Consider the following 15,529-nt stretch of genomic DNA (forward strand, 5'->3'; position numbering starts at 1 on the left):
TTGATATGGAAATGGTATCAGCCTTCTGATGAAGCATTACCGCCAGGGGTCACGTCCCCAACACGCTTTTCCAGCTGTTTGATGCGTCGTGCCATGTCGTCGATCTTCCTCAACCGCGCCGCACTCTTGCGCCATTCAGCCGCAGGTTGCATGGCGGTACCGGAAGAATAGGCACCAGGCTCGGTAATCGAGTGGGTCACCATGGTCATGCCGGTGATGAAGACGTTGTCGCAAATGTCGATATGCCCGACCAGCCCGACACCACCGGCGAGCATGCAATGCTTGCCGATCCTGGTGCTGCCGGAGATGCCCACGCAGGCAGCCATGGCGGTGTGATCGCCAATCTGTACGTTGTGGGCGATCTGGATCTGGTTATCGAGCTTCACGCCGTTGCCGATCACGGTATCGGCCAGGGCCCCGCGATCAACAGCGGTGTTCACGCCGATCTCCACATCGTCGCCGATCAATACGCCGCCGACCTGGGCGATCTTGTGCCAGACACCCTTGGAGTTGGCAAAACCGAACCCTTCACCGCCGATCACCGCACCCGACTGAATGACCACACGCTGACCAATACGCACATCGTGGTAGAGAGTCACACGGGGAGCCAGCCAGCCATCGGCGCCGATTTCACAGCGCGCACCGATAAAGCAGTGGGCGCCCACGGTCACGCCTGCACCGATACGCGCGCCACTCTCGATCACGGCAAACGCACCAATGCTGGCCGAAGGGTCAACCTGAGCATCCGTGGCGATCACGGCCGAAGGATGAATACCACCGGCCGCCTTAGGCTTTGGATCGAACAGGTGTGACGCCTTGGCGTACGACAGGTACGGGTCGGCCACCACCAGCGCATCCCCGATAAACCCTTCGGCGTCAGCGGCCTTCAGCAACACGGCTGCGGCCTGGCAATCGACCAGGTACTTACGGTATTGGGGATTTGCGAGGAAGCTCAACTGAGCTGGGCCAGCCTCCTGCAAGGTGGCTAGCCCAGTAATTTCTTTCTCCGGGGAGCCACGCAAGGTGGCCCCCAGGAACTCGGCCAACTCGCCGAGCCTGATAGTCGCGGTCATGGGTTACTTCAGCTGGTTCATGCGCTCGATCACCTGGCGGGTGATGTCGTATTGAGGCTTGACGTCAATCACGGCGCCGCGCTCGAACACCAGGTCGAAGGCACCCTTCTTGATGACTTCTTCCACGGCGCTGTCGAGCTTGGGCTTGAGCTGCTTGAGCATCTCACGGTCAGCCACGGCCTTGGCTTCGTTCAGTTCCTTGGACTGGAACTGGTAGTCACGGGCCTTTTGCTTGAATTCAAGCTCCAGACGCTCGCGCTCGCCTTGCTGCATCTTGTCGCCACCGGCTACCAGGCGATCCTGGATGCCCTTGGCGCTGCTTTCCAGGGTCTTGAGCTTGGTCAGTTGCGGACCGAATTTCTTCTCGGCGTCCACGGCGTAACGCTTGGCCGCGTCGGATTCCAACAGGGCCATCTGATAGTTCAGGACGGCGATTTTCATTTCGGCGAAGGCCGGGGTGGTTACCAGCACAGTGGCCAGCAGGACCAATTGAGTCAACTTACGCACGATGTACTCCTACAGAATCCGTTGTCGTTATCTTAGGTCAGACGCTTAGAACGTCTGGCCGAGGGAGAATTGGAAAATCTGGGTTTCAGCGTTATCCGGTTTCTTGATCGGCATGGCCAGCGCAAAGCTCAACGGGCCCAGCGCAGTCACCCAGGTCACACCCACGCCCACGGAGCTCGCCAGGTTGCTGAGGCTCACGTCGTTGCATTGGGTGTTGGACCGCGAACCGTTCGGGTTGGTGACTTGTTCACACTTGGAGTCGAACACGTTACCCACGTCCCAGAAGACTGAGGTGCGCAGCGAACGCTGGTCCTTGACGAATGGCAGCGGGAACAGGATCTCTGCACCACCCTGGATCAGCACGTTACCACCGAATGGCAGCGGGTCGTTGTCGTCGTCACGTCGAGTTCCGACGTTACCGGTGTCAGCAAAACCACGGCTTGGCGTACCACGCGGGCCCAAAGTACTGTCCTTGAAGCCACGCACCGAGTTGAAACCACCTGCATAGTAGTTTTCATAGAACGGCAAGCCATCAGTGGAACCGTAACCGTCGCCATAACCCAGCTCAGTGTGCAGGCGCATGGTGTAGTTATCGCTCAACGGCTGGAACAGCTGGCCGCGGTAGTCGAGCTTGAAGAACGACAGGTCGCTGCCCGGCGTGGTGACTTCTGCAGTCAGGCTTTGGGAATGACCACGGGTTGCCAGCACACCTTTGTTCAGGGTCGACTCGGACCAGCCGGCAGACGCCTTGAAGTTCAGGAACTTGTCGCCTTCACGACGGGTGAAGTCAAAGATCTCATCCACGGTGTACACACCGGTCTTGATCTCATCCTGTTGCGCAGTGATACCGAAGGTCAGGCGCGAGGTCTCGCTGATCGGGTAACCGATGTTGGCGCCCACACCCAGGCTGTCGATCGCATAGCTTGCAACGTCAACGTCGAGGTCTTTGTAGTCGGTGGTGCGGTAGAAGGCGTTGTAGCCCAGGCTCACACCGTCAGCAGTCCAGTAGGGGTCGACATAACCGAAGTTATAGCGGCTCTGGTATTCGCTGCGGGTCAGGCCGATGGACACCTTGTTACCGGTACCGAGGAAGTTGTTCTGGGTGATCGAGCCACCGAGGATCAGGCCGGCACTCTGTGCGAAACCGACGCTGGCGGTGATCGAACCCGAGGCTTGTTCTTCAACGGCGTAATTCACGTCAACCTGGTCATCCACACCCGGTACGGCCGGGGTTTCGACGTTGACTTCCTTGAAGAAGCCCAGGCGCTCAAGACGGGTCTTGGACTGGTCGATCAGGTAGGTCGAAGCCCAGCCACCTTCCATCTGGCGCATTTCACGACGCAACACTTCGTCCGCAGACTTGGTGTTGCCACGGAAGTTGATGCGGTTTACGTAGGCGCGCTTGCCCGGATCAACAACGAAGGTGATGTCCACGGTGTGGTCTTCATCATTCGGGGTCGGTACACCGTTGACGTTGGCGAAGGTATAGCCTTCGTTACCCAGGCGGCGGGTGATCAGTTCGGAAGTAGTGGTCATCAGCTTGCGCGAGAACACCTGGTCCTTCTGCACCAGCAACAGGGACTTGACCTGGTCTTCAGGAACTTTCAGATCGCCGCTGAGCTTGACGTCACGAACCTTGTACTTCTCGCCTTCGTTGACGTTGACGGTGATATAGACGTGCTTTTTGTCCGGGGTGATGGACACCTGGGTCGAAGCGATGTCCATGTTGATGTAGCCACGGTCCAGGTAGTAGGAGCGCAGGCGTTCCAGGTCACCGGAGAGTTTTTCACGGGCGTACTTGTCATCGTTTTTGAAGAACGACAGCCAGTTGGTGGTCTTGAGTTCGAACAGGTCGACCAGGTCGTCATCAGCGAACTTGGTGTTGCCCACCACGTTGATGTGCTGGATGGCCGCCACGGTGCCTTCGTTGATGTTGACCTTCAGGCCCACACGGTTACGAGGCTGCGGGATCACTTCGGTTTCCACGGTCGCGGAGTAGCGGCCCTGGGCAACGTACTGGCGTTGCAGCTCGTTACGCACACCTTCAAGGGTAGCGCGCTGGAAGATCTCGCCCTCGGCCAGGCCGGATTGCTTGAGGCCCTTCATCAGGTCTTCAGTGGAGATGGCCTTGTTACCCTCGATCGCGATACTGGCGACGGAAGGTCGCTCGACGACCGTGATAACCAGGACGTTGCCTTCGCGACCCAGCTGGATATCTTGAAAGAACCCGGTTTTGAACAGCGCACGAGTGGATTCCACCAGGCGACGATCATCCGCCTGTTCCCCGACGTTCAACGGCAAGGCACCAAAGACGCTACCGGCGGATACCCGCTGGAGGCCGTTGACACGAATATCGGAGATAGTGAAGGACTCGGCGTGAACTTCGGCGATCATCAATACGGTGAGAACCGCAGTTAGCAGCAGACGTTTCATGAAGTCCTTTCTTATTCCAACTGGCAATAAACAAACTGCCGCAAAATGCGGCAGATTCGCAATTCAGCGAAGCGTTACAGTCGTCCCAGATCGTTGACCAGAGCTAACAACATCACTCCGACCACCAAACTGATACCGATCTGTATCCCCCAACCCTGCACCCGATCCGACAAGGGGCGACCACGCACCCACTCGACCAGATAAAACAACAGATGCCCCCCATCCAATACTGGAATGGGCAGCAAATTCAGAACCCCCAGGCTAATACTCAGATAAGCCAGGAAATTCAGGAAATCCGCGACACCCGACTGGGCAGAAGCGCCCGCCACTTTAGCAATGGTTATCGGTCCACTCAAGTTTTTTACCGAGAGCTCACCGAACAACATTTTCTTGAGGGATTCGAGGGTCAGCACGCTCATGGTCCAGGTGCGTTTCGCGCCCTCGCCAATCGCGGCCAAAGGCCCGAAGCTGACCTCTCGAACCATCGATGGCGGCCACTCGACACCTTTGACGCCGGCCCCCAGGTACCCCCCGGCCGCCTTGGCCTCGCCACGAACCGACAAGGTCACAGGCACATCGATTTGAGCACCGTCTCGCTCAACTTTCAGCACGATCCTGGTATCAGGGCGTACACGCACCAGGTCGACCACTTGCTGCCAGTCACCCAGCGCCTGGCCATCGAGGGCCAACAGACGATCACCGGTTTTCAGGCCCGCGGCCTGGGCCGGGCCTTTCGGATCGAGCTCAGCCAGCACCGGCGGCAATGCCGGGCGCCAAGGGCGAATCCCCAGGGATTTGATCGGATCCGGCTCGTCGGCCCCTTTGAGCCAATGATCCAGCGCCAATGCCCGCGGGGTTTCGGCGCTGGAATCCTGGTCACGCACCACCACATTGACGGTGCCGCTTTCACCCAGGCGACGCACCAACTGCAAATTGACCGCGCCCCAACCCGTGGTTGGCTCGCCATCAATGGAAACAATTTCCTGCCCTGCGATGAGGCCGGCCTTGGCCGCGATGCTGTCCGCCTCGACCGCGCCGATGACCGGACGCACCTGCTGGCTGCCCATCATGGCCAGCACCCAGAAGAACACCATCGCCAACAGGAAGTTGGCAATCGGGCCCGCAGCAACAATCGCGATACGCTGACGAACGGTCTTGCGATTGAACGATTGGTCCAACTGATCGGCGGGCACTTCGCCTTCACGCTCATCGAGCATCTTGACGTAGCCACCCAGCGGGATAGCGGCGATTACAAACTCGGTGCCACGGCGATCATGCCAGCGCAACAACGGCATGCCGAAACCGACGGAAAAGCGCAATACCTTGACGCCGCAACGACGCGCCACCCAGAAGTGGCCAAATTCGTGGAAGGTAACCAGCACACCCAGAGCAACCAGGGTGCCGACAATCATGTAGAGCGCACTCATCTAATTTCTCCGCATTTCAATTCAATGCCTGAAGGCTCGAACCCACCCACAGCCTAACGCGTATTGCGGCCCAGCCATTGTCCGGCCAGGGCTCGCGCCTTGGTATCCGCCTCAAACACGGCCCCCAGGTCATTCACCGCCACGACAGGCTCAAGGCCCAGGACGTCCTCGATGATACTCGCGATCTGCGGAAAGCGGATGCGCCGTTCGAGAAACGCCGCCACGGCCACTTCATTGGCCGCATTCAGCATCGCCGGCGCGGTGCCGCCCGCCTCGGCCGCCTGCCGCGCCAGGCGCAGGCAGGGAAAGCGCTGCTCGTCCGGCGCTTCGAAGTCCAGGCGCGCCACCGCAAACAGATCCAATGGCGCTACGCCGGAATCAATCCGCTGCGGCCAGGCCAAGGCGTTGGCGATCGGTGTACGCATATCCGGATTACCCAGCTGCGCCAACACCGAACCGTCCACGTAATCGACCAGGGAATGGATCACGCTTTGCGGGTGAATCACCACCTCGACCTGGTCAGGCCGCGCATCGAACAACCAGCACGCCTCGATCAACTCCAGGCCCTTGTTCATCATGCTTGCCGAATCCACGGAGATTTTGCGCCCCATGGACCAGTTCGGGTGAGCGCAGGCCTGATCGGGAGACACATGTTCCAGCTCGGCCAACGGAGTCTGCCGGAATGGACCACCAGACGCCGTCAATAGAATCCGGCGCACGCCGACCTGGTTCAAGCCGCGGGCAAAATCCCCGGGCATGCACTGGAAAATTGCGTTGTGCTCGCTGTCGAGTGGCAGCAGCACCGCACCGCTCTTGCGCACCGCCTGCATGAAGAGCGCCCCGGACATGACCAGGGCTTCCTTATTGGCCAACAGAATCTTCTTGCCGGCATCGACTGCAGCGAGGGTCGGGCGTAAACCCGCCGCACCGACAATCGCCGCCACGACGGTATCCACCTGCGCATCGGCTGACACCTGGCACAGCCCCGCCTCACCCACCAGGACCTGCGTGTCCAGCCCGGCAGCCCGCAGATCATCCTGCAAGCTACGGGCTGCCGCCGCCTCTGGTACCACGGCAAAGCGCGGCGCATGGCGTACACACAAGGCCAGCAACTCGCTCAAGCGCGTGAAGCCGGTCAGGGCGAAAACCTGATAGCGATCAGGATGACGGGCAATGACGTCCAGGGTACTCAGCCCGACCGAGCCGGTCGCCCCCAGCACGGTGACCTGTTGCAGGCGGCTCACGAAGCGATCATCCACAGCAGCACGGCGAAGATCGGCAGCGCGGCAGTCAGGCTGTCGATACGATCCAGCACACCACCATGCCCCGGCAGCAGGTTACTGCTGTCCTTGATTCCGGCCTGGCGCTTGAACATGCTTTCGGTGAGGTCGCCCACCACCGAGATGAACACGACGATAGCCGCGCCCAGCAAGGCCAGGAAAATCTCCTTTACCGACCAGCCGCGTACCACACCGACTACCAGCGTGATCAGCAGCGTCAATGCCAAGCCTCCGTATACGCCTTCCCAGCTTTTGCCGGGGCTGACGGCCGGGGCCAGCTTGCGCTTGCCGAAGGCACGGCCGGAGAAGTAAGCGCCAATATCTGCGCCCCACACCAGCACCATCACCGCCAGGATCAATTCGTTACCGAGGGGGTAACGCTTGATTTCCACCAGCCCTTGCCAGGCCGGCAGCAGGATCAGCAGGCCAATCACCAGCTTGCAGGCCACGCTCGACCATTGACTACTGGTGCGCGGGTAAGTCAGCACCAGGAATGTCGCCAACGCCCACCACAGCACTGCCGCACCCAGCACCCAAGGCGCAATGTCCGGCAGGATGTACATCAGGAACAACAGCACTGCGACCACTGCCGCATACGCCACACGCGGCAATTGGTTGCTGAAACCCGCCAGGCGCGCCCACTCCCAGGCCCCCAGGGTCACGACCAGGCCGATAAACAGCGCAAAGCCTGAGCCTTCAAGCAGGAAAAAACCGCACAAGGCAATCGGCAGCAGGATCAGCGCCGTGATGATTCGTTGTTTTAACATTTAAACCCGGGCTCCAGCTTCGATCTGCTCGCTCGTTTTACCGAAGCGACGCTGACGGGAAGCGAAATCAGCCAGCGCATTGCGCATGGCATCGTGTTTGAAGTCCGGCCAGAACAGGTCGGAGAAGTACAACTCGGTGTATGCCAACTGCCACAGCAGGAAATTGCTGATGCGATGCTCGCCACCGGTACGAATGCACAAGTCCGGCAACGGCAGGTCGCCAGTCACCAGGCAGGTTTGCAACAGTTCAGGCGTGATGTCGTCCGGTCGCAGGTGACCGGCCTGCACTTCGCGGGCCAGCCGCTGCGCTGCCTGGGCGATATCCCACTGACCACCGTAGTTGGCTGCGATCTGCAGCACAAAGCGGTTACTGCCTGCGGTAATAGCCTCGGCTTCGCGCATGGCGGCTTGCAGTTCCGGGTGGAACCGCGAGCGATCACCAATGATGCGCAGACTGATGTTGTTGTCATTGAGGCGCTTGGCCTCACGACGCAACGCCTTGAAGAACAGGTCCATCAAGGCGCTGACTTCATCGGCGGGCCGCTGCCAGTTTTCACTGGAGAAGGCGAACAAGGTCAACACTTCGACCTTGGCCTCAGCGCACACCTCAATCACTGCCCTTACCGCGTCAACACCCGCTTTATGCCCGGCAACACCCGGCATAAAGCGTTTTTTCGCCCAGCGATTATTCCCATCCATGATGATCGCGACATGGCGCGGCACCACGGAGGGCACAGTCTGCTTGGTCTTTTCCATGAAGGCGTCCTGACCCCTTATACGGCCATCAGGTCCTTTTCTTTTTCTTCGGTCGCCTTGGTGATCTGCGCTTCGGCGTCCTTGGTCAGCTTGTCGATATCAGCGACGGCACGACGCTCTTCGTCTTCGCTGATTTCCTTGTCCTTGACCAGCTTCTTCAGGTCACCCAATGCATCACGGCGGATGTTGCGCACGGCAACGCGCGCATCTTCAGCAGCACTGCGTGCCTGCTTGGTGAAGCCTTTACGGGTTTCCTCGGTCAGGGCAGGCATGGAGATCAGCAACAACTCGCCCAGGTTGGTCGGGTTGAGGTTCAGGCCGGCGCTCTGGATCGCTTTGTCCACAGCAGCAAGCATGTTGCGCTCGAAGGCCACGACTTGCAGGGTACGCGAGTCCTTGACGGTGACGTTGGCCACGCTGCTCAGAGGAGTGTCAGCGCCGTAGTAAGGCACCATCACGCTGCCCAGGATGCTCGGGTGCGCCTTGCCGGTACGGATCTGGCCAAATGCGTGGCTCAGGGATTCCAGGGATTTTTGCATACGCGCCTGGGCGTCTTTCTTGATTTCATTGATCATTGTTGGCCTTCCTCGATCAGAGTCCCTTCTGCGCCGCCGTGTACGATATTCAGCAGGGCGCCGGGCTTGTTCATGTTAAATACGCGCAACGGCATCTTGTGGTCGCGGCACAGGCAGATAGCCGTCAGGTCCATCACGCCCAGCTTGCGATCCAGCACTTCATCGTAGGTCAGATGATCGAACTTCTCGGCATGCGGGTCTTTGAATGGGTCTGCAGTGTATACGCCGTCTACCTTGGTCGCCTTGAGCACCACGTCGGCATCGATTTCGATCGCGCGCAGGCACGCAGCCGAGTCGGTGGTAAAGAATGGGTTACCAGTGCCGGCAGCAAAGATCACCACTTCCTTGGAATTCAGGTGGCGCATGGCTTTGCGTCGATCATAGTGATCAGTCACGCCAACCATGGAAATAGCCGACATCACGATGGCCGAAATGTTGGCGCGCTCCAGGGCGTCGCGCATGGCCAGGGCGTTCATCACAGTGGCCAGCATGCCCATGTGGTCGCCGGTGACCCGATCCATGCCAGCCGCACTCAGTGCCGCACCACGGAACAGGTTGCCACCACCAATCACCAGGCCGACCTGCACGCCGATACCGACCAGCTGGCCGACTTCCAGCGCCATGCGGTCAAGCACCTTGGGGTCGATCCCGAACTCTTCCGAGCCCATCAGGGCCTCGCCGCTGAGCTTGAGTAGAATGCGTTTATAGCGAGCCTGATAACCACTGCCCTGCTGAGCCATTGCGAATCTCTCCTGCGGCGTATTTTTTTAAAAAATTCTTGGCGAGCCGTTTACGGCTTGCGTTCACTCTAGCTGGACGCTATCACAGCGCCATCGGAACACGGCTTTGTAAGCCAGTTCCGAGAGGAAACCAAATAAAATTGGCCTTCCCATTTGAAAAGAGGCTGCGCGCGTGAGCGGGCAGCCTCTTTCGGCGACAGTCTGGAACTGTCTTATTGCTTGGCGGCAGCCAGCTGGGCAGCAACTTCTTCAGCGAAGTTGTCGACCGGCTTCTCGATGCCTTCGCCTACTTTGAAGTAAGTGAAGGAAACGATTTCAGCACCGGCTTTCTTAGCCAGTTCGCCAACCTTGATTTCAGGGTTCTTGACGAACGCCTGCTCAACCAGGCTTGCTTCAGCCAGGAACTTGCTGATACGGCCTTTGATCATGTTTTCAACGATGTTCTCTGGCTTGCCGGCGATCTTGTCGGCGTTGAGGCTCAGGAACACAGCTTTTTCACGCTCGATTGCGTCGGCAGACACTTCCGAAGGCAGCAGGAACTCAGGGTTGCTTGCAGCAACGTGCATTGCGATGTCTTTAGCCAGCTCAACGTCGCCGCCTTTCAGAACAACTGCAACACCGATCTTGTTGCCGTGCAGGTAACCACCAACCACATCACCCTCAACGCGAACCAGGCGACGGATGTTGACGTTTTCGCCAACCTTGCCGACCAGTACCAGGCGATCAGCTTCTTGAGCTTCGATCAGCGGAGCGGCGTCAGTCATTTTCTCGGCGAACGCTTTTTCAACGCTGGCAGCAACGAATGCCTTGAAGTCATCCTGCAGGGCCAGGAAGTCGGTCTGCGAGTTCACTTCCAGCAGAACGGCGGATTTACCGTCTTCCTTCAGGGCGATGGCGCCTTCAGCAGCGACGTTGCCTGCTTTCTTGGCAGCCTTGATGGCGCCGGAAGCACGCATGTCATCAATGGCTTTTTCGATGTCGCCGCCGGCCTTGGTCAAGGCCTTTTTGCAATCCATCATGCCTTCGCCGGTACGCTCACGCAGTTCTTTAACCAACGCTGCAGTAATCTCTGCCATTTCAAAATCCTCTTGGATAGGTTTTCAACCATTCCACCCGATCAAACGGGCGATCAATTCTTCCCGAATCTCCGTTGTAGGCCGCTGCACGTTACAAAGAATGTAGCTGCGCTGCCGACAAATGGTTTTCGAGGTGGCAAAAAGGGGGCCAAGCCCCCTTTTTGCTTACTGAGTCAACGCCAGGGCGTCAGTTACTCAGCGGCAGCTACCGGAGCTTCTTCAACGAACTGCTCGGTACCACCAGCAACGTGGTTGCGGCCACGGATTACAGCGTCAGCCATCGAACCCATGTACAGCTGGATAGCGCGGATTGCGTCATCGTTGCCTGGGATGATGTAGTCAACGCCTTCCGGGCTGCTGTTTGTATCGACTACGCCGATAACCGGGATGCCCAGCTTGTTGGCTTCGGTGATCGCGATGCGCTCGTGATCAACGTCGATAACGAACAGTGCGTCAGGCAGACCGCCCATGTCCTTGATACCACCCAGGGAACGATCGAGCTTTTCCAGGTCACGAGTGCGCATCAGCGCTTCTTTCTTGGTCAGCTTGGCGAAAGTACCGTCTTCGGCTTGCACTTCAAGGTCACGCAGACGCTTGATGGAAGCACGGATGGTTTTGAAGTTGGTCAGCATGCCGCCCAACCAGCGGTGATCGACGTACGGCGAACCGCAACGTGCTGCTTCTTCAGCAACGATCTTGCCAGCGGAACGCTTGGTGCCGACGAACAGGATCTTGTTTTTACCCTGGGCCAGGCGCTCTACGAAAGTCAGTGCTTCGTTGAACATTGGCAGGGTTTTTTCAAGGTTGATAATGTGGATCTTGTTACGCGCGCCGAAAATGTACTTACCCATTTTCGGGTTCCAGTAACGGGTCTGGTGACCGAAGTGCACACCGGCCTTCAGCATATCGCGCATGTTGACTTGGGACATGATAGTTCCTTAATAAGTCGGGTTTGGCCTCCACGTATCCCAATGACCAACCAGCGGCATCAAGGCCTCCGGCACCCAGGTCATCGTGTCGACACGTGTGTGGATTTAAGCTTCGCGGGGTATCCCCGGAAAGCGGCGCATTTTATACCACAGCATCGACAAAAACGAAACCCGCAATCACATTTGCCCCGCCGCCTTTAGCCAAACCCTTGGATAGAGCGACCCTGGCGCTACCTTAATAGAGAGAAGCGATCACCAGACGCTCATGATTTGACACCATCGTCTGTTAGAATTGCGTTTTTTGGGACTTGCGCGAATGCTTCACCCCTTTGTCGCGCCCCCCGTGAACCGTATTGATTTCAGCGCGTCGCGCTAGAGAGAGCCTGTATGACCGTTACCTTGAAAACCGCCGAAGACATCGCAGGCATGCGCGTTGCCGGCAAACTGGCTGCCGACGTGCTGGAAATGATTGCCGAACACGTCAAGCCCGGTGTCACCACCGAAGCGCTGGACCGAATCTGCCACGACTATATAGTCAACGTGCAAAAAGCCATCCCTGCCCCACTGAACTACAAAGGCTTCCCCAAGTCGATCTGCACCTCGATCAACCACGTGGTCTGCCACGGGATTCCCGGTGACAAGCCGCTGAAGGATGGCGACACCCTGAACATCGACGTCACCGTGATCAAGGATGGCTACCACGGCGACACCAGCCGTATGTTCCACGTCGGCAACGTGCCGGTGTGGGCCGAGCGCCTGTCCCAGGTCACCCAGGAATGCATGTACAAGGCTATCGAGATCGTCAAGCCTGGCTGCCGCCTGGGTGACATCGGCGAAGTGATCCAGAAGCACGCGGAAAAGAACGGCTTCTCGGTCGTGCGTGAATTCTGCGGCCACGGCATCGGCAAGGTGTTCCACGAAGAACCGCAGATCCTGCATTACGGCAAGGCCGGCACCGGCATGGAACTCAAGGCCGGCATGACCTTCACCATCGAGCCGATGATCAACCAAGGCAAGGCCGACACCAAGGTGCTGGGCGACGGCTGGACCGCCATCACCAAGGACCGCAAGCTCTCGGCCCAGTGGGAACACACCCTGCTGGTCACCGAGACCGGCTACGAGATCTTCACCCTGCGCGCCGACGACACAATCCCTCGCGTCTCTGCGTAAAAAGCTGTGTTGGTTTTCCCACGCTGTGCTGTGACTGACTATTAGATAGAAAGGAAAGCCGATCGATGCCCCAGGTGGATCCCGAACTCTTCGACCGCGGCCAGTTCCAGGCAGAGCTGGCACTGAAGGCGAGCCCCATCGCCGCCTTCAAGAAGGCTATCCGTCAAGCCCGCGAGGTGCTCGACGCGCGCTTTCGCAGCGGTCGGGACATCCGTCGCCTGATCGAGGACCGCGCCTGGTTCGTCGATAACATCCTGCAAAAGGCCTGGGAACAGTTCAGCTGGAGTGCAAACGCCGATATCGCCCTGGTGGCGGTCGGCGGCTACGGTCGTGGCGAACTGCACCCCTACTCCGACATCGACCTGTTGATCCTGCTGGACAGCGCCGACCATGAGATCTTTCGCGATTCTATCGAGCGTTTTCTGACGTTGCTGTGGGACATCGGCCTGGAGGTCGGCCAGAGCGTGCGGTCGGTGGCCGAGTGCGCCGAAGAAGCCCGCGCTGACCTGACGGTGATCACCAACCTGATGGAAAGCCGCACCATCGCCGGCCCCGAACGCCTGCGCCAACGCATGCTCGAAGTCACCAGCACTGCACACATGTGGCCGAGCAAGGATTTCTTCCTGGCCAAGCGCGCCGAACAGAAGGCGCGGCACCACAAGTACAACGACACCGAATACAACCTGGAACCCAACGTCAAAGGCTCCCCGGGCGGGCTGCGGGATATCCAGACGATTTTGTGGGTGGCGCGCCGCCAATATGGCACGCTGAACCTGCGCGCCCTGGCCGGCGAGGGCTTCCTGGTGGAAAGCGAAAACACCCTGCTGGCCTCGTCCCAGGAGTTCCTGTGGAAGGTGCGCTACGCCCTGCACATGCTTGCCGGACGTTCCGAAGACCGCCTGCTGTTCGATCACCAGCGCTCCATCGCCACCCTGCTGGGGTTTGAAGGCGAAGACGCGAAGACCAGCATCGAAAGCTTCATGCAGCAGTATTACCGGGTGGTCATGAGCATTGCCCAGCTCAGTGACCTGATCATCCAGCACTTCGAAGAGGTGATCCTGGCTCCCGAAGACGAAGCGCCGCCGCAGCCGATCAATGCGCGCTTCCAGCTGCACGATGGCTATATCGAGGCACGCAACGACAACGTGTTCCGCCGCACCCCGTTCGCCATGCTGGAAATCTTCGTACTGATGGCCCAGCAGCCGGATATCAAAGGCGTGCGTGCCGATACCATTCGCCTGCTGCGGGAAAACCGCCACCTGATCGACGACGAATTTCGCAACGACATCCGCAACACCAGCCTGTTCATCGAGCTGTTCAAGTGCCGCATCGGCATCCACCGCAACCTGCGGCGCATGAACCGCTACGGCATCCTCGGGCGCTATCTGCCGGAGTTCGGCTTTATCGTCGGGCAAATGCAACATGATCTGTTCCACATCTATACCGTCGACGCCCACACCCTGAACCTGATCAAGCATCTACGTAAGTTGCAGTACACCCAGGTCTCAGAGAAATTCCCGTTGGCCAGTAAGCTGATGGCCAAGCTGCCCAAGCCCGAGCTGATCTATCTGGCCGGCCTGTATCACGACATCGGCAAGGGCCGGCATGGCGACCACTCGGAAATCGGCGCGGTGGACGCCGAAGCCTTCTGCCAGCGCCACCAGTTGCCCCTGTGGGACAGCCGCCTGATTGTCTGGCTGGTGCAAAACCACCTGGTGATGTCGACTACTGCCCAGCGCAAGGATTTGTCCGACCCGCAGGTGATCCACGATTTCGCGGGAGTCGTCGGCGATGAAACCCGCCTCGACTACCTGTATGTGCTGACGGTCTCCGACATCAACGCCACCAACCCCACGCTGTGGAACTCCTGGCGTGCCAGCCTGTTGCGCCAGTTGTACACCGAGACCAAGCGCGCCCTGCGCCGCGGCCTGGAAAACCCGGTGGATCGCGAAGAACAGATCCGCCGCACCCAGAGCGCGGCCCTGGATATCCTCGTACGCGGTGGCAACGACCCGGACGACGTCGAGCAACTCTGGTCGCAACTGGGTGACGATTATTTCCTGCGTCACACCGCCGGCGACGTGGCCTGGCACAGCGACGCGATCCTGCAGCAACCGGCCGATGGCGGCCCTTTGGTGCTGATCAAGGAAACCACCCAGCGCGAATTCGAAGGCGGCACGCAGATCTTCATCTACGCGCCGGACCAGCACGATTTCTTTGCCGTGACCGTGGCCGCCATGGACCAGCTCAACCTGAACATCCATGACGCCCGGGTCATCACCTCCAGCAGCCAGTTCACCCTCGACACCTACATCGTGCTCGACACCGACGGCGACTCGATTGGCGACAACCCGGCGCGGGTGAAAAAGATCCGCGAGGGCCTGACCGAAGCCCTGCGCAACCCGGACGATTACCCGACCATCATCCAGCGCCGGGTGCCGCGCCAGCTCAAGCATTTTGCCTTTGCGCCCCAGGTGACCATTTCCAACGATGCCCAGCGCCCGGTAACGGTGCTGGAGCTCAGCGCACCGGACCGCCCAGGCCTGCTGGCACGCATCGGCGGGATCTTCCTGGAATTCGACCTGTCATTGCAGAACGCCAAGATTGCGACCCTTGGCGAGCGGGTGGAAGACGTGTTCTTTATTACCGATGCCGACAACCAGCCGCTGTCCGACCCGGAGCTGTGCCGACGCTTGCAGGACGCCATCGTCCAGCAATTGAGCGTGACCCAGGAACCCGGTGTTGAGCTGACGCGCCTGACTATTTGAACACCCGGCTTATTGTGGGAGGGGGCTT

General features: G+C 59.1%; 13 protein-coding genes. 2 read left to right on the top strand and 11 right to left on the bottom strand.

Features of this window, described 5'->3' with window-relative positions:
• Positions 1-17: 17 nt before the first annotated feature.
• The 11 genes from lpxD to rpsB form a co-directional block, all read right to left on the bottom strand.
• The gene (gene lpxD, locus NMB39_RS22370) at positions 18-1,073 is read right to left on the bottom strand and encodes a UDP-3-O-(3-hydroxymyristoyl)glucosamine N-acyltransferase (protein WP_494340048.1); all 1,056 of its coding nucleotides are present in this window, start codon (positions 1,071-1,073) and stop codon (positions 18-20) included.
• A gap of 3 nt (positions 1,074-1,076) precedes the next feature.
• Positions 1,077-1,580: an OmpH/Skp family outer membrane protein gene (locus tag NMB39_RS22375; protein WP_003189173.1), complete on the bottom strand. Its 504-nt coding sequence runs from the start codon at positions 1,578-1,580 to the stop codon at positions 1,077-1,079.
• A 45-nt stretch (positions 1,581-1,625) separates the two neighbouring features.
• A complete protein-coding gene (gene bamA, locus NMB39_RS22380; RefSeq protein ID WP_124411680.1) occupies positions 1,626-4,013 on the bottom strand; it encodes an outer membrane protein assembly factor BamA in 2,388 nt (795 codons plus the stop codon).
• Between the two features lie 74 nt (positions 4,014-4,087).
• On the bottom strand, positions 4,088-5,440 hold the full coding sequence (rseP, locus tag NMB39_RS22385) for a sigma E protease regulator RseP (RefSeq protein ID WP_057021916.1): 1,353 nt from the start codon (positions 5,438-5,440) through the stop codon (positions 4,088-4,090).
• A gap of 53 nt (positions 5,441-5,493) precedes the next feature.
• Entirely contained in the window at positions 5,494-6,684 is a 1,191-nt protein-coding gene (gene ispC / locus NMB39_RS22390; RefSeq protein WP_056847434.1) for a 1-deoxy-D-xylulose-5-phosphate reductoisomerase, read from the bottom strand.
• Positions 6,681-7,487 carry a phosphatidate cytidylyltransferase gene (locus NMB39_RS22395; RefSeq protein ID WP_057021914.1) on the bottom strand — a complete coding sequence of 269 codons (807 nt, stop codon included), beginning with the start codon at positions 7,485-7,487 and terminating at the stop codon, positions 6,681-6,683. Before NMB39_RS22395 ends, ispC begins: the two co-directional genes overlap by 4 nt.
• On the bottom strand, positions 7,488-8,243 hold the full coding sequence (uppS, locus tag NMB39_RS22400; RefSeq protein ID WP_005785713.1) for a polyprenyl diphosphate synthase: 756 nt from the start codon (positions 8,241-8,243) through the stop codon (positions 7,488-7,490).
• 17 nt (positions 8,244-8,260) lie between these two features.
• Entirely contained in the window at positions 8,261-8,818 is a 558-nt protein-coding gene (gene frr, locus NMB39_RS22405; RefSeq protein WP_043049618.1) for a ribosome recycling factor, read from the bottom strand.
• On the bottom strand, positions 8,815-9,558 hold the full coding sequence (gene pyrH, locus NMB39_RS22410; RefSeq protein ID WP_003189161.1) for a UMP kinase: 744 nt from the start codon (positions 9,556-9,558) through the stop codon (positions 8,815-8,817). Before pyrH ends, frr begins: the two co-directional genes overlap by 4 nt.
• A gap of 212 nt (positions 9,559-9,770) precedes the next feature.
• Positions 9,771-10,634: a translation elongation factor Ts gene (gene tsf / locus NMB39_RS22415; RefSeq protein ID WP_003189160.1), complete on the bottom strand. Its 864-nt coding sequence runs from the start codon at positions 10,632-10,634 to the stop codon at positions 9,771-9,773.
• A gap of 191 nt (positions 10,635-10,825) precedes the next feature.
• Positions 10,826-11,563 (bottom strand): 30S ribosomal protein S2, encoded by a 738-nt coding sequence (rpsB, locus tag NMB39_RS22420; RefSeq protein WP_003219330.1) that lies wholly within the window; start codon positions 11,561-11,563, stop codon positions 10,826-10,828.
• A 387-nt stretch (positions 11,564-11,950) separates the two neighbouring features.
• Here rpsB and map point away from each other — a divergent pair, with 387 nt between their 5' ends.
• Entirely contained in the window at positions 11,951-12,733 is a 783-nt protein-coding gene (gene map, locus NMB39_RS22425) for a type I methionyl aminopeptidase (protein ID WP_057021913.1), read from the top strand.
• A gap of 65 nt (positions 12,734-12,798) precedes the next feature.
• Complete coding sequence (locus NMB39_RS22430; RefSeq protein WP_046071284.1) at positions 12,799-15,501, top strand: [protein-PII] uridylyltransferase; 2,703 nt, start codon at positions 12,799-12,801, stop codon at positions 15,499-15,501.
• Positions 15,502-15,529 lie beyond the last annotated feature (28 nt).

This window comes from Pseudomonas sp. FBCC-B545 (assembly GCF_059134095.1).